Origin of the sequence: Streptococcus sanguinis (assembly GCF_001078705.1) — a bacterium.
In the GTDB taxonomy this organism is placed as follows: domain Bacteria; phylum Bacillota; class Bacilli; order Lactobacillales; family Streptococcaceae; genus Streptococcus; species Streptococcus sanguinis_D.
Window position 1 is genome coordinate 1032993 of the sequence record NZ_CDMW01000001.1, and the last position, 18925, is coordinate 1051917.

The 18925-nt window shown below is 43.0% G+C and carries 13 protein-coding genes and 1 pseudogene; all 14 read left to right on the forward strand.

Going from position 1 to position 18925, the window contains the following annotated elements:
* Positions 1-141 precede the first annotated feature (141 nt).
* The 14 genes and pseudogenes from SSV_RS05130 to SSV_RS05195 all read left to right on the forward strand — a co-directional run bounded on the left by SSV_RS05130 (position 142) and on the right by SSV_RS05195 (position 18858).
* Positions 142-1698, forward strand: coding sequence for a ClC family H(+)/Cl(-) exchange transporter (locus tag SSV_RS05130; RefSeq protein WP_072073952.1), 1557 nt, complete (start codon positions 142-144; stop codon positions 1696-1698).
* A gap of 117 nt (positions 1699-1815) precedes the next feature.
* Positions 1816-2688 (forward strand): iron uptake system protein EfeO, encoded by an 873-nt coding sequence (gene efeO / locus SSV_RS05135; protein ID WP_072073953.1) that lies wholly within the window; start codon positions 1816-1818, stop codon positions 2686-2688.
* Between the two features lie 4 nt (positions 2689-2692).
* Entirely contained in the window at positions 2693-3901 is a 1209-nt protein-coding gene (gene efeB, locus SSV_RS05140; protein ID WP_072073954.1) for an iron uptake transporter deferrochelatase/peroxidase subunit, read from the forward strand.
* Positions 3879-5579, forward strand: a complete 1701-nt coding sequence (locus SSV_RS05145; protein ID WP_141640136.1) for an FTR1 family protein — start codon at positions 3879-3881, stop codon at positions 5577-5579. The genes efeB and SSV_RS05145 overlap by 23 nt, the downstream gene beginning before the upstream one ends.
* Positions 5572-6288: a twin-arginine translocase subunit TatC gene (tatC, locus tag SSV_RS05150; protein WP_072073955.1), complete on the forward strand. Its 717-nt coding sequence runs from the start codon at positions 5572-5574 to the stop codon at positions 6286-6288. Before SSV_RS05145 ends, tatC begins: the two co-directional genes overlap by 8 nt.
* The gene (locus SSV_RS05155) at positions 6288-6476 is read left to right on the forward strand and encodes a twin-arginine translocase TatA/TatE family subunit (RefSeq protein ID WP_002897604.1); all 189 of its coding nucleotides are present in this window, start codon (positions 6288-6290) and stop codon (positions 6474-6476) included. Before tatC ends, SSV_RS05155 begins: the two co-directional genes overlap by 1 nt.
* Before the next feature lie 64 nt (positions 6477-6540).
* Positions 6541-7122, forward strand: coding sequence for a xanthine phosphoribosyltransferase (locus SSV_RS05160; protein ID WP_072073956.1), 582 nt, complete (start codon positions 6541-6543; stop codon positions 7120-7122).
* A 114-nt stretch (positions 7123-7236) separates the two neighbouring features.
* Positions 7237-8581 (forward strand): annotated as a pseudogene (locus SSV_RS05165) (MATE family efflux transporter).
* Between the two features lie 228 nt (positions 8582-8809).
* Positions 8810-11053: an ATP-dependent Clp protease ATP-binding subunit gene (locus SSV_RS05170; protein WP_072073957.1), complete on the forward strand. Its 2244-nt coding sequence runs from the start codon at positions 8810-8812 to the stop codon at positions 11051-11053.
* A gap of 208 nt (positions 11054-11261) precedes the next feature.
* Entirely contained in the window at positions 11262-12602 is a 1341-nt protein-coding gene (gene lpdA, locus SSV_RS05175) for a dihydrolipoyl dehydrogenase (RefSeq protein WP_072073958.1), read from the forward strand.
* A 15-nt stretch (positions 12603-12617) separates the two neighbouring features.
* Positions 12618-13691, forward strand: a complete 1074-nt coding sequence (locus SSV_RS05180) for a thiamine pyrophosphate-dependent dehydrogenase E1 component subunit alpha (protein ID WP_072073959.1) — start codon at positions 12618-12620, stop codon at positions 13689-13691.
* Between the two features lie 18 nt (positions 13692-13709).
* Positions 13710-14741 (forward strand): alpha-ketoacid dehydrogenase subunit beta, encoded by a 1032-nt coding sequence (locus SSV_RS05185; RefSeq protein WP_002915247.1) that lies wholly within the window; start codon positions 13710-13712, stop codon positions 14739-14741.
* A 13-nt stretch (positions 14742-14754) separates the two neighbouring features.
* Positions 14755-16014: a dihydrolipoamide acetyltransferase family protein gene (locus SSV_RS05190; protein WP_072073960.1), complete on the forward strand. Its 1260-nt coding sequence runs from the start codon at positions 14755-14757 to the stop codon at positions 16012-16014.
* Positions 16015-16257: 243 nt separating this feature from the next.
* On the forward strand, positions 16258-18858 hold the full coding sequence (locus SSV_RS05195; protein ID WP_072073961.1) for a PRD domain-containing protein: 2601 nt from the start codon (positions 16258-16260) through the stop codon (positions 18856-18858).
* Positions 18859-18925 lie beyond the last annotated feature (67 nt).

Here is an 18925-nt window from a genome sequence, read left to right on the forward strand (position 1 = left end):
ATTAAGTCTGGGACAAGTCCTAGACTTTTTTTGTAGAGTTTTTAAAAAGAAAATTGAAATAAGAAATTTATATTTCATCTGTTTATCAGGCCTGCTTTGTGCTAGAATATTGGTAAAGTAACTATTTAGAGGAGATTGGGAATGGCAAAAGAAGCTAGCTCACGTGAGGACGACATCAAGAGAGAATTTAATTTCGCAACTCATTCGATTATTTCCCAGGTTTTGCGAGGTGTTTTAGTTGGGATTTTTGCTGGTCTGATAGTGGGGATTTTTCGATTTCTGATTGAAAAAATCTTTCATTTAGTGCAGGATGTCTACCACAGAAGCCAGCAGTCTATACTTTGGCTTTTACCTTTGGTACTGCTTTATGCTATTATTGTTTTGCTCCATGCCCGCTTGGTAAAGTCAGAGAAAAACATTAAGGGGTCAGGGATTCCTCAGGTCGAAGCAGAGCTGAAAGGGTTGATGTCACTTTCTTGGTGGAGTATTCTCTGGAAGAAGTTTGTATTGGGGATTTTAGCCATTTCCAGCGGTCTGATGCTGGGGCGAGAAGGACCAAGTATTCAGCTAGGTGCTATGAGTGGCAAAGGCGTTTCTAAATTTCTGAATCTTAGTTCTGCTGAGGAGAGAGCGCTCATTGCTAGCGGTGCGGCGGCAGGATTAGCGGCAGCTTTTAATGCACCAATCGCAGGTTTGCTATTCGTAGTAGAAGAAGTTTACCGTCATTTTTCACGCTTTTTCTGGGTCTCTACGCTGGCGGCCAGTCTAGTTGCTAACTTTGTTTCACTCTCCATGTTTGGACTGACGCCAGTGCTGGATATGCCGGATAATATCCCGGTCATGAGGCTGGAGCAGTATTGGATCTACTTAGTCATGGGCTTGCTGCTGGGCTTGTCAGGCTATATTTATGAGAAAGTCATTTTGAATATTCAGCTGGTTTATCAGTTTTTGGTGCGAATATTTATGATGTCAGAAGCCTATTATCCTATTCTAGCCTTTGCTTTGATTCTTCCGGTAGGTTATTTCTTGCCTCACTTGTTGGGCGGGGGCAATCAATTGATTTTATCTTTGACTGCTAGTCATTACACTGTAGGAACTTTGCTCTTATTTTTTGCTCTGCGTTTTGTCTGGAGCATGATGAGTTATGGCAGTGGATTGCCAGGTGGTATTTTCCTGCCTATTTTAGCTCTGGGTTCATTGCTTGGCGCAGCAATGGGTTCGGTCTGTCTGCAGCTGGGTTTGATTTCTCAGGAGCAATTTCCAATTTTCATTATCCTAGGCATGAGTGGCTTTTTTGGCGCCATTTCCAAGGCTCCACTGACAGCTATGATTCTGGTCACAGAAATGGTTGGAGACATTAGTAATCTCATGCCTCTGGGAATGGTCACTCTGACTGCTTACATTATCATGGATTTACTAAAAGGAGCGCCCGTCTATGAAGCCATGCTGGAAAAAATGTTGCCAGACAGTATCGAGGACCAGGGAGATACGACTTTAATTGAAATCCCTGTTTCTGAAAAAATTGCTGGTCGGCAGGTGCATGAGCTGAACTTGCCTGATGGGGTCTTGATTACCATGAATGTCCACAAGGGAAAGACTCAAACGGTCAATGGCAGCACGCGCCTCTATCTGGGAGATACGATTTACTTAGTGCTGAAAAAGACAGAAATCGGGAAAGTTAAAGAAGCACTGCTTTAATGGTCTTAATATACAGTTTTTGATTAAATTGTCAGACAATTTCTTGAAATATAAGAGAAAAACTGGTATAATTTACAAGAATAATCTCTATCTAGGAGAGAAAGCAAAGGAGTCACCATGAAAAAACTTGGCATCGTCCTATTTTCAACGGCAATTTTACTGACTGGCTGTGCAGCCAACAATTCTACAAACAAGACTGGCTCAAGCAGTCAAGCATCCAGCAGCCAAACAGCTGTCAATCAGAAAGAATTGGACAAGGCAACAGCAGACTACAAAACGTTTGTCCAAGGACAAATCGATCAGCTCCTGACAGATACGGAGAAGTTTCGTGACACCCTTAAAGAAGGCAAGCTTGATGAGGCTAAAAAGCAATATCCGCTTATCCGGATGGCCTACGAGCGCTCGGAGCCGATTGCTGAGAGCTTTGGTGAATCAGATGTAAAAATTGACTTCCGCTTAGTCGACTATGTGGATGAAAACAAGACCGAAGAAGGCTGGTCTGGTTTCCACCGCATTGAAAAAATCATGTGGGAGCAAAATACGACCAAAGGAACTGAAAGCTATGCCGATCAGCTGGTCAACGATATCAAGGAGCTAAAAGCTAAAATCGCAACAGTTGAAGTGACTCCGGATATGATGTTAACGGGCGCTGTTGACTTGCTCAATGAAGTAGCGACCAGCAAGATTACAGGCGAGGAAGAGGTATTCTCCCATACAGATCTCTATGATTTCCGAGCAAATATTGAAGGAGCAGAAAAGATTTTTGAGCTCTTTAAGCCATTGATTAAGGACAAGGATGAGAAACTTGTCAAAACCTTGGAACTTGAGTTTAAAAATGTAAACAGTCTCCTAGACAAGCACATGACCGACTCTGAAAACTACAAGCTCTATACAGAATTGACAAAAGAAGACACCAAGGAGCTGGCAGAAGCAGTTACCAAACTGGGTGAGCCTCTTTCACAAATGGGAGTCATTCTAAACGGGGAGTAATCATATGACAAACGACGAAAAATGGTTTAATAAAAAAATGGATCGTCGTGAATTTCTTAAAAAAGCAGGGATTGGAGGCGCTGGTCTTGCACTGGGTGTCTCTGGTGCATCTGCTTTTTTCGCTAATCAGGCAAAGGGAGATAAGAAATTCGCTGACGGTGAGGAAGAAATCAGCTTTTACGGGGAGCATCAGGCGGGTATCACAACTCCGATGCAGAAGAATATCTACTTTGTTGTGTTGGATTTGCATACGACAGATAGGGAAGCCATTATCCAGCTCTTCAAGGACTGGACAGCCTATAGCGAGAAGCTGGTAGATGGAGAATTGGTCAAAAAAGATAATTCCAATGCTCTTTTGCCACCAACGGATACTGGAGAAACTGTCGGTCTCAACCCTTATCGACTGACCTTGACCTTCGGTGTCTCAGCCTCTTTTCTGAAAAAAATGGGCTTGTCAAACAAACGACCGAAGGCTTTTCGAGATTTACCTCCTTTTCCAAAGGAACAGCTCAAAGAAAAATATACGGGTGGCGATATTGTCATCCAGGCCTGCGCAGATGATGAGCAAGTAGCCTTTCATGCGGTCCGCAATCTGGTCCGCAAGGGCAGAAATGCCATCACTATGAAGTGGAGTCAGTCAGGCTTTGCAGCTATCGGAGACCGGATGTCAACGCCTCGTAATCTCTTTGGATTTAAGGATGGCACGGCCAATGTGACCAAGGAAAAAGATTTTGACAAGGTCATTTGGTGCGACAGCAAGGACTGGATGCAGGGCGGCTCTTACATGGCTGTCCGCCGAATCCAGATGTTCCTTGAGACCTGGGACCGGACCAATCTCCAGGAGCAGGAAAACACTTTTGGCCGCTATAAGGAGAGCGGAGCGCCTTTTGGCAAGAAAGACGAGTTTGACGAGGTTGACTTAGACTTCCTGCCGGAGGATTCACATGTCCGTCTGGCCAAGGAGGTTGATAAGCCCATATATCGCCGATCTTACTCGTACTCGGATGGGATTGATGAAATTACTGGCCAGTTTGACACAGGCCTGCTCTTTCTTTCCTTCCAGAAAGATCCAGACAGCTTTGTCAAAGTTCAGACCAATCTAGGCGCTCAAGATAAGATGAATGAGTACGTCACGCATGTCGGCAGTGGCTTGTTTGCTTGCTTTGGCGGAGTGAAAAAAGGAGAGTACCTTGGGCAAAAATTATTTGAATAAAAGTCTCTTGATATTGGGTTTCTTTCTGATTTTTCTGGTAAAACCGGTTTTTGCAGATGAGAACTACAGCAGTCTATTCGTCAAAATTACTGATGCTGGCACTGCCGTCAAGCAGAAGGATCAGGAAAAAGCCAAGGAGCTAGTTAGAGAGATCAAGACTGACTTTGAAAGGGTGGCTAATCACGACTCTGCAGCGGGACAAGAGGTAAGTAAGGCACTAGACTTATCGGGTCAGGTGACGGAGGAGAAGCTGACACAAATCTCTTCGGCCCTCTTGAAATTTGAGAAAGAGCAGAATCCAGTCGACTTAGAGGCCGAGAAAAAGAAGCTTCTCAGTAAGCTAGAGCCAAAATTTGAAAATCTACAAAAGGCCATTAGCGCTAAGGATTTAGAAGCGACAAGAGAAGCATACAAGAAGATGAATAGTACCTGGACTACCAATGAAAGCGTGGTGCGAGACAACAGCACAGCTCATTACGGCAAGGTAGAAACAGCTATTTCATTCCTGCGCAGTGCCATTGAGACGGAGCCTACTGACTTTGACATGATTCAGTCTTCTTTTGATGATTTGAAAACCGCCATTGATAATTTTGTCAAAGGTGAGAAAGTCCAAGAAGCTGCTGGCAATCTGACGTTGAAAGATGGGATTAAGCTCCTAGAGGAAGCCTTGAGTCTCTTTCAAAGCGGAGATGATAAAAAGGCTACTGCCAAGATGAAAGAGTTCATCACCATTTGGCCAACGATTGAAGGAGATGTCAGTGTCAATAACTCTTCGCTTTATACCAAGGTAGAGAGTCAGACGCCTGTTATTATGGTCAAGGGGAGCGAAGAGAAGTATCAAAAGCAGCTAGAATCCTTGATTAGTGAGCTGTCACAGATTGACACGACAGCTTCCTATCATTTCTTTGATGCTATGCTGATTTTGCTGCGTGAGGGTGTAGAAGCGCTCTTGATCGTCATGGCTTTGATAACGACTCTGAAAGCCTCCAAGATGAAAAAGGGGCTCAAATGGGTTTACGCAGGAGCAGCGAGTGGAGTTCTAGCCAGTGCTGTGATTGCAGCTTTGCTGCAGTTTCTATTCCCGGCAGTTGCTTCTGGATCCAATCGTGAGATTATCGAAGGTGCAGTGGGAATTTTCGCTGTCGCCATGATGATATTGGTTGGTATCTGGCTGCACAGCAAGGCATCTATCGAGAAATGGAATGACTTTATGGAAAGCCAAATGAAGGCTGTAACAGCCACAGGCAGTTTTCTTTCCATGTTTGCTCTTAGCTTTCTGGCAGTTTTCCGTGAAGGCGCTGAGACCATCCTCTTTTATGTAGGAATTCTGCCACGCATCACTATGACTGATTTCCTTTTGGGAATCGGCTTGGCTCTTCTGGTCTTGGTCTTGCTGGCCTTTATCATGAGCAAGGCGTCTGGCCTTCTCAAGCCACACAGCATTTTCTTCTGGCTGACTTGGCTCATATATGCCTTGGCCTTTAAAATGCTGGGCGTCAGCATCCATGCCCTTCAGTTGACCAATATCCTACCGGCTCACTTAATCAATGGCTTTGTGACAGTAGACTGGATGGGGATTTATCCAAGCCTGGAAGTTGTCGTCAGTCAGGCGCTCTTTATCCTGCTTGTGGTCTATGTTAGCTTTAAAAATCTGAAAAGCGAGCGGCAGCATGGATAAAAAAGAGCAGACAATTATTGAGCATTTGATTGAGTTCAGACGGCGTTTTTTAGCGGTATTGGCTTGCTTCTTCGTAGTTTTTCTGGTCAGCTTGCTTTTTTCGGCTGATATTTATCGATGGCTGACTAGTAATTTTGAGCAGAAGCTGCTGGTGCTGGGGCCGGATGATATCCTTTGGATTTATATCAGCCTGGCTAGTCTGGTCGCTTTTTCCCTGACCTTGCCTTTTTGGGTTTATCAGGTCTGGGAGTTTGTCCGACCAGCTTTGCGGGCCAATGAAGCTCGGGCTGTTTTCGCTTATATACCGGCTACCTTTATCTGTTTTGTTTTGGGGCTGGCTTTCGGCTTTTACTTTGTGACTCCAGCTATTTTACAGGTTTTGCTGTCGCTGGGGGAGGGTCTCTTTGAGACTCGACTGACTGCGCAGAATTATCTTGGTTTCGTCTTTCATACCACTATTCCGATTGCTTGCCTTTTTGAGTTGCCAGTTCTTGTGTCCTTTCTGACTTCTATCGGTTTGCTCAATCCGAAATTTTTGGTAAAATATAGACGATACGCTTACTTCATTTTGCTGGTTTTAGCTGTTGTCCTGACACCGGCCGACTTTATCAGCGACTTGTCTATGACAGTGCCTTTGATTTTGCTCTATGAAGTCAGCATCTTGCTCAGTAGCATCATTTATCAAAGAAAATCAACGAGGAGAAATTAATGGGACTTTTAAAAGACATCGGAGTACCTGGGGTAATCATTATTGTTCTGGGAGCTCTGCTTATTTTCGGACCAAAACGCCTGCCCGAACTGGGACAGTCTATCGGTAAAATGTTTTCAGAATTCAAAAAAGCAGTCAATCACGCTGGAGAAGAAGACAAGACCGAGAATAAAAATGAAAAAGAGTAAACGAAAAGCACGGATATCCGTGCTTTTCTGCTAGAATCAAGACGGTTCGTGAAAAGGAAGACAAATGAAAAAATTGGAAGAACGCATTTTCCAAGATGGCCAAGTCTTAGGTGAAAATATCTTGAAAGTTGACTCTTTTCTGACCCATCAGGTTGATTTTTCTCTGATGAAAGAGATTGGCCAGGTTTTTGCGGAGGCGGTAAAGGACGCAGGAATTACCAAGGTAGTGACCATTGAGGCTTCTGGTATTGCTCCGGCTGTCTACGTGGCTGAAGCTCTGAATGTTCCAATGATATTCGCCAAGAAAGCCAAAAACATCACCATGACAGAGGGGATTTTGACGGCTGAAGTATATTCTTTCACCAAGCAAGTGACTTCGACTGTCTCAATTGCAGGGAAATTTCTCACCTCTGACGATAAGGTGCTGATTATTGACGATTTTTTGGCTAATGGTCAGGCAGCTAAGGGCTTGATTACCATTATGGAGCAAGCGGGAGCACAGGTTGAAGCTGTTGGCATTATCATTGAAAAATCGTTTCAGGATGGCCGTCAACTTTTGGAAACTGCTGGTTATCGTGTCCTTTCTTTGGCGCGTATCGCAGGTTTTGAGAAGGGGCAAGTTATCTTTACTGAAGCAGATATATGATTTCCTTTTCCTTTTGACTATATGTCTGGCTTATAGTATAGTAAAGATAGTTGATATTCTAGAATTTAAGCTCATTGATTTTACTTGGCTAGAAAAAGTTTTTGAGGGATTTCTATGCACCAAACTCATAATTTACTGCAGCGGATGCGGCTCTTTATTTCTATTTTTTTGCCAATTTTGATCTACCAACTGGCCAATTTTTCAGCCTCTTTTGTCGATACGACTATGACTGGTCAGTATAACACTTTGCATCTGGCTGGTGTTTCCATGGCAACTAGTCTTTGGATTCCATTTTTCGACCTGCTGATAGGGATTGTTTCGGCCTTGGTACCCATAATTGGGCATCATTTAGGGCAGGGAAAAAAAGGAAAGATTGCTTCTGATTTTTATCAGTTTATTTATCTTTCTTTGGGGTTATCGCTAATTTTATTTGCTTTGGTATTTGTGGGCGCTCCTCTGGTTTTGTCTCACCTTAGCCTAGAGCCTTTAGTAGAAGAAGTAGCTAAGAACTATCTTTGGTATCTGGCGCTCGGCATTATTCCTCTTTTGCTCTTTAGCACCATCCGTTCTCTGTTTGATGCTCTTGGATTGACCAAACTTTCCATGTATCTTATGCTCTTACTCTTACCTTTGAATGGCTCTTTCAATTATGCCCTAATCTACGGAGCATTTGGATTTCCAGAAATGGGCGGAGCTGGAGCTGGACTTGGGACTCCTTTGGCTTATTGGGTTTTGCTCCTCATATCCTTGTTAGTAGCAGTCAAACATCCCAAAATCAGAGCCTATGAGCTGTGGAAGATTCGACCGCTAGATAAAAAGGGCTTAATCGAAGGCATTCGACTTGGTCTGCCTATCGGAGGAACGTTTTTTTGCTGAAGTCGTGATTTTCTCGGTTGTTGGCCTGGTCATGGCTAAGTTTTCGTCACTAATCATTGCCAGCCATCAGGCGGCCATGAATTTTTCAAACTTAATGTATGCCTTTCCTATGAGCATTTCAACCTCTATGTCCATCATTGTTTCTTATGAAATTGGAGCCAACCGTCCTGATGATGTTAAGAAATTCTGTAAACTCGGGCGGCTGACGGCCTTGGGAATTGCTGGATTTACCTTTCTCTTTCTCTATATCTTACGTGACCGTGTGGCTGCTCTCTATGGTTCGGATACCGTGTTTATCCGTACGACATCTGTTTTTCTAACCTACAGCCTTTTTTTTCAGTTAGCAGATACTTTTGCGGCTCCTTTGCAGGGCATTCTTCGGGGATACAAGGATACTCAGGTGCCATTTTACTTAGGTTTGATTGCTTATTGGGGAGTTTCTCTGCCACTCGGTCTCTTCTTAGATCATTTTACTAGCTTGGGCCCTTACGGATATTGGATTGGACTTATCGCTAGTTTGGTGACAAGTGGCATACTCTTTCAGTGGCGGCTTAATCGTTTGGCTAAAAATATTACAAATTAAAGAGTGTTGGTTTGTCCCTTTAGGATAAATTAGTGCTCTTTTTTTCACAATCTTTTGTTAAAATTAGATTAAAACATGAAAAACGCTTACATTTTTTCTAGTATATTGATTGTGAAAATGATATAATAAACATAAGATTATCAAGTTAAGTTTTTGTTAAAATAGGTTAATTTTTAAAATATTGTTTGCAGTTGACTTTGGTTTTCAGTAGAAAAGCGAGGAAACTATATGACCGAACACTATACCAATCTTTTGCAAGAAGTACTAAATGCTGCAAAGGAATTAGCTATTCAAAAACACAATTATCAAGTGGATATTCCGCATGTCTGGACAGTGCTGACCCAGCCTCAGGCTTTTGCTTTGGAATTCTATACCGGTCTGGACCTTGATATTAATGAATTTATCAGTGTCATCAATCAGGAACTAGCCAAGATTCCTGTATTTTCACATACAGACAAGAATCGCTACGGACGTCAGTATAGTCAACGTCTCAAGAATCTTTTGGATGATGCAGAGGCTGAGAGGGCGGAACTGAGGGACGAGGTAGTAACAGTAGAACACCTGATTCTCAGTCTATTTCACCAGCAGCGAAATCCGATAACTGTCTTTTTGAAGCAGGCAGGAATTGATAAGGAGCTAGTTGCGAAAAAGTTGAATAAGGTTCGCCAAGGCAAACGAGCAATCTCTTCAAACCAGGAAAGTCACTATCAGGCCCTGAACAAATATGCGACTAACTTTAATCAGTGGCTGGCTGACCAGACCGATAGACAGGTAATTGGTCGAAAAGACGAAATTGACGATATTATCCGTGTGCTGTGTAGGAAAGAGAAAAGCAATGCCATTCTCCTAGGTTTTCCAGGCGTTGGAAAATCCAAAGTGATAGAGGGGTTTGTTGGAAGATTACTTGCAGATGACGTTCCAGAACATTTACTGGGCAAGGAAGTTTTTAAGTTAAATCTAGGCGGATTGATTGCTGGGACTAAGTATAGAGGAGAGTTTGAAGAGCGCTTCAAGGCTGTTTTGGATGAGGTGCTGGCTGCTAAGGGAAAGATTATTCTTTATATTGAGGATATCCACCAAATCGTGACAGCAGGGCGGACGGAGGGGTCTCTTGATGCAGGAAATCTTTTAAAGCCACTCTTGGCTCAGGGACAGATTAATATCATTGGCACAACGACTTTTGTTGCTTATCGAGAAAGTTTCGAGCTGGATCAAGCTTTGGAAGGGCGTTTCCAGCGCATTCGCATTGAGGAGCCTGATCAAGATAAAGCATTGACAATTCTGCAAGGACTGCGAGAGAATTATCAGGGCTTTCACGGAGTTAGGCTGACGGACGAAGCCTTGCAGGCAGCAATCAGTCTTTCAATTCGTTATCTATCAGATCGTTATTTGCCTGATAAAGCACTGGACTTGATTGATGAGGCTTGTGCTGTCAAGAAAATCCAGCTAGCTCAAGCGGGAACTGAACGACCAGACGTCAGTCGTGAAGATATAGCCAGTATCGTAGAGCGTATAACAGGAATCAAAGTGCAGGGAATCATGGACAATGAACGCGAACACCTGCTAAATCTAGACAAGCTCCTGCGCCAGAGAATTGTAGGGCAAGACCAAGCTGTTCAAAAGGTTTCGGAGGCCATTTTACGCTCGAGAGCAGGAATTCAAAATCCAAAGCGTCCAATTGGGTCCTTTCTCTTTCTGGGGCCGACTGGAGTCGGGAAGACTGCTCTGGCAAAATCCCTTGCTGAGCGGCTGTTTGGTAATGAGCTGGAAATGGTCCGGCTGGATATGTCTGAGTACATGGAAAAACATGCCGTAGCTCGTTTAGTTGGTCCGCCACCAGGTTACGTCGGATTTGAAGAGGGAGGACAGCTGACAGAAGCTGTCCGTAGGAGGCTTTATTCGATTGTTTTGCTGGATGAGATTGAAAAAGCCCATCCAGATGTATTCAACACCCTGCTGCAAGTCTTGGACGAAGGACGCTTGACAGACTCTAAAGGGCGTACTATCGACTTTAAAAATACTATTTTGATTATGACAAGCAATATTGGCTCCCAGCAGATTTTGGAAAGTCTCAAAAGTGAACAGGGACTGACTGCTGAAACGCAGGAAGAAGTTCTGTCCTTGCTGCAACATAGCTTTAGACCAGAGTTTTTAAATCGGATTGACGATACGGTTATTTTCAACCCTCTAAGGGCAGAAGATATGATCAATATCGTAAAAATTATGGTCCAGCAACTTCAGGAAAGGTTGAAACATCAGAAGATTCAGCTTCATCTGAGCGAAGGAGTTTATGCTTTTTTAGCCCAGAAAGGTTACCAACCAGAATTTGGTGCCCGTCCTATTCAAAGAAGCATTATGCGCTATCTCGAAACGCCTTTGGCTCGTTATTTGGTAGAAAATAAGGAAACAACTGAAATGACAGTTCAAGTCAGTTTGAAGGATGGGCAACTGGAGTTTAATTATTTGGTATAAGCTTCTCATAAAAAGTAAGCGCTTACTATTTGTAGATAAATAAAAATACAGAAAGGAGGTTCATGGTTTCTGAGCAGACTCTATCCTGAGATTTTGAAATGAGTCTTAGGTATATGAATAAATAATGAGATACTTTTTGTATCTATAGCCGACAGCAATCATTTTGATTGTTGGAGCACCCTTTGCATTTTATGAAAGGAGGCCTGTTTTGTCTGTTTATGATGTTTTGATTATCGGTGCTGGACCGGGCGGTTATGTGGCTGCTGAAGAAGCAGCTCGGTTGGGTAAGAAAGTGGCTGTGGTAGAAAAGAAGTCTATCGGCGGAACCTGCCTGAATGTAGGATGTATACCGTCTAAGGCCTATCTCCAGCACGGTCATTGGTTGCTGACAATGGAGGAAGCTAGGCGTTATGGCATTGAGAGCAAGCTTGAAAGGATTGATTTTGAGAAATTGGTAGACCGAAAGAATCAGGTTGTTGCCAGTTTACAATCTGGAATTCATGCTAGCTTTAAGTCTTTAGGCATTGAGTATATAGAAGGTCAGGCCAAGTTTGTCAAAGACCGAACTTTCTCCGTCAATGGTAAAGAAATCAGTGGTAAAGATGTGATTTTGGCTACTGGCAGTTATCCTTTTGTGCCTCCTATCAAGGGATTGGAACAGGTTGACTATCTAACGACGGATACGTTTTTTGACTTGAGGGAGCTTCCTGAGAAATTAGTCATTATCGGAGGTGGCGTTATCGCAATTGAGCTAGCTTTCGCTATGGCTCCTCTGGGTGTCGCTGTCACTGTTATTGAGGTTGCGCCGGAAATTCTTTTGACTGAAGAAGGAGATGCGCGACATGTGATTCAAAAGAAACTAAAGAAAATGGGGGTGATGATTTATCAGGGAGCGCAGATAAAGGAAGTAACTGCTAATTCTGTCTTACTTGAGAACGAGCAGGTTGCTTTCGACCATCTTTTGGTTGCTACTGGCCGCAAACCAAATCTAGAGCTAGCAAAGGATATGGGATTAGCCTTGACAGAACGGAATTTTGTCAAGATAGATCAATACTACGAAACTTCCCAAGAGCATGTTTATGCTATCGGTGATCTCTTGGAATCTTATATGCTAGCTCACGTAGCTAGTGCAGAAGGGATAAAGGCTGTAAGAGCTATCTGCCGGAGAGCTGAAGAAGCAGTTGATCCGCTGGGTGTTCCCCGTTCACTCTACACCAATCCTGAAGTGGCTTCTTTTGGTCTCAGCAAGGAAGAGGCTGAGCAGGCCGGCTATGATGTTCTGGTCGAGCAGCTGCCTTTCTCTTATAATGGGCGGGCTATCGCAATAGGTGAGACAGAGGGCTATGTCAAGCTAATCTCAGAAAAGCAATACCATCTTCTGCTAGGTGCAGTCATCGTCGGTCCGAACGGTACAGATCTTCTGCAGAATTTGATTTTGCTGAGGCAGGCCGAAGCAACGCTGGATCAAGTTCTTGAAACGGTTTTTGCTCATCCTACCACATCAGAACTAATACAAGAAGTCGCTAAAAGACTCGTTCAGGACGATTAATGAGGAGGTAAAAATATGTCAAATTATAAAGATTTACCACAACGATTGACCAAAACAAGAAGCCAAGGGGCTGTATCGGAGCTAGTCGATTTAAAAGTCCATGATGCTACCGAAGTTGAGGTGGAGCAGATTTCCAAAGAAAAAGCCAAGATCATGTATAAAACCATGTGGGATATCCGTAATTTTGAGGAAAATACTCGGCGTTTCTTTGCTGCAGGACAGATTCCTGGCTTTGTTCACCTTTATGCTGGAGAGGAAGCGATTGCTACTGGTGTCTGTGCCAATCTGACAGACCAGGACTATATTACCAGTACTCACCGGGGACACGGTCACTGTGTTGCTAAGGGCGGTGATTTAAAGGGAATGATGGCAGAAATTTTTGGCAAGGAGACTGGACTTGGAAAAGGAAAAGGCGGATCTATGCACATCGCCGATTTGGATAAGGGGATTCTCGGTGCCAATGGTATGGTTGGTGGAGGCTTTGGTCTAGCAACTGGTGCTGCTATGCGCAACAAGTACTTGAAAACCGACAGTGTAGCTGTCTGCTTCTTCGGTGACGGTGCGGCCAATGAAGGGAATTTCCACGAATGTCTCAATATGGCATCAATTTGGAAACTGCCAGTTATCTTTGTCAATGAAAACAACTTCTTTGCAGAATCAACTCCGCAATGGTATTCTTCAGCGTCTGGCACCATTGCTGAGAGAGCGGCTGCTTATAATATGCCCGGCGTTCGGGTTAATGGTAAGGATTTATTCGCTGTCTACCAAGTAGCCAAGGAAGCTGTAGAGCGGGCTCGCAGAGGGGAAGGGCCTACCTTGATTGAAGCTGTAACATATCGCGACCATGGTCACTTTGAAGGGGATGAGCAGAAGTATAAGGCTTTGGAAGGTGAAGAAAAAGACTGGGCTGATGTGGATGCTCTAGATGTCTTCCGTGATTACGCTATCGAGCATGGCCTCTTGACTGAAGAGGAACTTGATGCCATATTAGAGGAGTCTAGAAAGGATGTGGAAGAAGCTATCAAATTTGCTCAAGACAGTCCGATTCCTCGTTCCGAGTCTCTGCTGGAAGATGTATTTGCTGATTGATAGAAGGAGGTTGATCAAATGGCTAGACAACTGTTATTTATGAAAGCAATCAATGAAGCGCTGGATCAGGCAATGGCAAAAGATGACACCGTAATCCTTCTGGGAGAAGATATTGCTGGCGGTGTAACAATCAAGCACTTGGAAGAAGAAAACGAAGATGCTTGGGGCGGTGTAATGGGTGTAACCAAAGGGCTTATGCCAAAATATGGCCGAGAGCGGGTGATTGATACTCCGATTTCAGAGCACGGATACGTGTCAGCTTCTGTTGGAATGGCTCTGACTGGCTTGCGTCCAGTACCGGAGCTGATGTTCAATGACTTTATCGGTTTCTGCTTTGACGCCATTCTGGGGCAAGGCTCAAAAATGCGCTATATGTTTGGCGGTAAGGCCAAGGTTCCGATGACAATGCGGACCATGCATGGGGCAGGAGCTTCGGCTGCAGCTCAACACTCGGGTTCATATTACGGTCTCTTTGGATCTATTCCTGGTATCAAGGTAGTTGTTCCAGCAACTCCGTATGATGCTAAAGGGTTACTGCTGGCTTCCATTGAAGACGACAATATCGTGATTTATTCAGAAGATAAGACTCTCTATGGTATCAAGGGAGAGGTGCCAGAAGAATATTATACAGTTCCAATTGGAAAGGCTGCTGTCCGCCGTGAAGGAACAGACCTTACTATCGTTACTATCGGTAAAATGCTTTATGTTGCTTATGAGGTAGCGGATCGCTTGGAAAAAGATGGTGTTTCGGTCGAAGTGATTGACTTGAGAACAGTAGCTCCTTGGGATGAGGAGACTGTCTTTGAATCAGTCAAGAAAACTGGACGACTGATTATCGTTGATGAATCCAACCCTCATAATAACACAGCGACGGATATTGCAGCTGTAGTGACTGATAAATGCTTTGACTATCTGGACGGCCCAGTGAAATGCGTCTGCGCGCCAAATGTGCCAGTACCATTTGCGGTGAATTTGGAACAGCTCTATATCCCTAATGCTGATAAGGTTCTGACTGTTGCTGCAGAATTGATTGACGATCTGAAGAGATAGAAGGGAGGCAAGTATGGCTACAGAAATTGTAATGCCTAAGCTAGGCTTAACAATGACCGAAGGTCTGATAAATAACTGGCTGGTCAAGGAAGGCGACACCGTAGCTGCTGGTCAGCCTGTCTTGGAAATCAGTTCTGAAAAATTGACCAGCGATGTAGAGGCTCCAAGCGCAGGAGTGATTTTAAAAATTATCAGTCAGGCGGGCGATACTGTCCCGTGCAAGAAAGTAATTGCATGGATTGGTGAAGCAGGAGAATCTATTCCAGGTATGGAGACGGAAGAAGTTTCTGCGAATAAATCAGAAAGTGATAAGGGAGCAGTTGATTCAGAGCCAGAGCTAGCTGAAAAAACTGTGGCAGCAAGTTCCAACACTGTCGGAAAAAATGAAAAAGGTCGTATTTTCATCACTCCGCTGGCTCGCAAGATTGCTAAGGAAAAAGGATATGATATTTCCATGATTTCAGGAACGGGAGGCAAGGGCCGCATTACCCGACGGGATGTAGAGAATCATAAACCAGAGGCACTCCCAACCCAAGCACCGGAAAGTAGTTTAGCAGTCCTTCAGCCAACTAGTCAGGCTGACTACGGTGCAGGATTGACAGGTATGCGTAAGACTATTGCAGAGCGGATGATGAATAGTCTCCAGACATCTGCTCAGGTCACCTTGCACCGTAAGGTGGATATTAGTCAGCTGATGGCCTTTAGACAGGATATGAAGGATAAGGTGGCTTCTCCACTAGAAAACGGAGAAATCAGCATCACGACTCTGCTGACAAAGGCAGTTGCCAAGGCGTTGAAAGATCACCCTCAACTCAACGCTTGGTATTTCAATGGTCAGTATCAGGAAGTAGAAGATATTCATATCGGTATTGCAACGGCACTTAGTGATGGTTTGGTGGTGCCAGTCATTCGTCACGTGGATAAGCTAACGCTGGCTGACTTGGGCCTGGCTATCAAAACAGAGGCCAATCAAGCTCGTAAAGGCGCTTTAGATCCAGCTCTTTACTCAGGTTCAACCTTCAGTATTACCAATCTCGGGGGAGCAGGGATTGAGTATTTCACTCCTATCCTAAATACTCCAGAAGTGGCGATTTTAGGAGTTGGTGCCCTGCAAACGGCGCTGGCTCTTGACAGCCAAGGACAGGTCTATGAGCATAAATTCCTGCCGCTCAGCCTGACTTTTGACCATCAAGTCGTAGATGGTCAGCCTGCTGCGGAGTTTCTAGCCAGTTTAGCGGACAAGTTGGAATCTCCTTACGACTTGGTTTTCTGATAAAAGAATGAATAAAGAATTTCATTCCTGAATGATAAAGAAAAAGGCTAGCTGTTTATATCACTTATTAACAGTTGGCTTTTATGTATTATATCATCCTCTTGCTTTAAATTTATAATGGTCAGATAAGGAAATGACAGGATGATAGGGAGTAAGTTCTAAGGCTCTAAGTGGATGGATAAAGCTGCGTTATAAGATAAATTGAATGACGATAATGGGAGAAAAATATCAGTGAGGTAGAATATGAAGGTTGCCAAAACACTAGTCTTAGAATATCTAGAGCAAGAATTACTAAAGAATAATAAGCAAGGCCTTGAAACGAAAGTAATTGCTGCTGCTTTAGGAATGCAACGCTCAAATGTGAGCACTATTTTGAATCAATTGGTAAAAGAAGGGATACTTGTTAAAGGAAATACACGGCCAGTTCAATACAAGTTAAAAGAGGTATTTGTAGAAAATCCTTTGGATTTTCCAAGCATTATAGGTGAAAATGGCAGTTTGCGAACAGCCATCCAGTTAGCACAAGCAGCTATTCTATACCCAAATTATGCCCTTCCAGTACTCATTTTATCCGAGGTCGGTGCTGGTAGAACTCACTTCGTTAATAAAATGATGGAGTTTGCTATTAAAAATCAAGCGATTAGTAAACCTCAGTTGTTTGAAAAAATTAACTGCTTAGACTATATTGATGTTCTGGATGATTTGCTGAAGTTGTTATTTGGCTCAGATGCGACGAAGTCTGTATTTGAGAAAGTGGCAGAAGGAATTTTATTTATAGATAACATACAGGTTCTATCTTCGGCGGATCAAAATAGATTGATTTCCTGGCTGAATCACAGAGAAGGAGAACAAAAGAGACGTCAGAAGAAAGGTTTGGTAATTATCGGAAGCAGGGCTAAGCTATCTGAACATTTATCCAATAAACTTCCTGTTGTAATCCAGCTGCCTTCTTATCCGAATCGACCGATTAGTGAAAAGCTAGAGTTACTAAATTACTTTTTAGCTATCGAATCAAAGAATTCTGCGCATGATATTCAAGTACCGCGTGATGTCATTCATTCCTTCATCCTATCAGCGAATATTAGCAATATAAAAGAATTAGAATATGCAGTTCGAACTGCTTGTGCCAATGCTTTTGTAAGAAGTCTGAGGTCGGAGCTAAAAGATTTAACACTTAGTAATGACGATTTGCCCATTCCTTATCAAGGAATTCGGCATTTAGGTAGTCATAATGTAGTTAAAATCGATGAATTGATTGGCAAACGTAAGGTGCTGATTTATGATAAGGAGTTGGGATTGCTGGATTTTCCAGAGCAAGAGTCGGATGATTTATATAACAAAATTAAATCAGAATATTCTCAGTTATCAGAAAGAGGCATTGAGCAGGATGATGTTTTTGAGGCAGTGAGAAATTATATTCAAAGCTATATTGAATACAAACCTTTTGTTAAAAAAGAAGATGGGTTGGAAAATCTTAATCAGCTTGAGACGATTGTTTCTGCTGAAGTAATCCAGTTGGTACAAGCCTTTGTTCTATCTGTTCAAAAAGAACTCAATATAGAGCTTAATTCGACGGCATATTACGGCATCAGCCTTCATGTCAATGCGATGATCAAGCAGAAAGGCTCGTTAAACCGGCAGTTGGATAATGATGCTATTGTGAAAGTGATTCGGGATTATCCAATAGAGTATGCACAATGTTCTAAATTTGCCAGGCAACTAGAAACAAGATTTCAACTAGCTGTTCCAATAGATGAAATCGTCATCCTAACCATGTTTATTATTGAATCCGAAAAGAAACAAGATAGTCTACGACCTATCTTGCTCTACGTTCTGCATGGTAAAGGGGTTGCCAAGTCCTTGGCTGAGTCAACCAAGATGCTGACTAAAAATAGCCAAGTGTATGGCTTTGATATTCTATTAGAAGAATCTCTAGAGGAAAGCTATCGTAAATTAAAAGAGCAAATTGAGGAGCTAGACCAAGGTTTAGGGGTCATCGTCCTCTATGATATGGGATCGATTAAGGAAATGCTGGATAAAATTCGAGAAGAAACTCTGATTAAAATCAGAGAATTTGAAATTCCCATTACTATGATTGGCATGGGGATTGCACGGCGCTGTTTGATAGAAAATGATATTGACAGTGTCTTTCATGCTTTTCATATGGAAATGAATCAGCTTTATAAAAATCGGGACCAAGAAAAAATCATCATTACACTCTGTTATACCAGCGAAGGCGGTTCTCTTCAGCTCAAGCACTATCTTGATCAGTATTCAAAGCTGGGTTACCGTGTCATTGCGTTGTCAGTTGCTAATAAGGAGATGTTGATTGAGGAAGTGATGGCCTTAAGGAAGACCTATCAAGTTCATGCTTTTGTTGGAACTTTCGACCCCAAAATTATGGGTATCCCTTTTATTTCCATTAAAGATGTTTTTGAGCAGCCCAAGGAGCACTTAGATAAATTATTGATGTTTGTACCGACCTCTGTCAATAGCTACGATTATGAGAAAGTTTACCAATTTTTAGAAGAGCAATTTGTCTATACTTCCTTAGCTAAGATTAAAAAGATTCTTCCTGCTATTTTAGATGAATTTGATTTTTATTATCAGCTCACAGAGGAGCAAACAATAGGTTTGTTTGTTCATATTGCGTGTCTAGTGGAGCGGACCCTTTCAGGAGAATGCTTGAAGAAGAGCAGTAAAGAAATTGCCGGTGTTATCGAAAAATTCCCTGATGACTATAAGCACGTTAGGAAAATCATCCGAACGGTGGAGAGAAGCTTTAAGATTCTTGTAGATGACGCAGAGGTCAGTGTTTTAATTCAGATGCTGCGCAAATTATAAAATTGTAAGTTGGAGTCGCAAACCAATAAAAAAGCACCTAACTCTCATTACCGTTTTAGTCGGGATA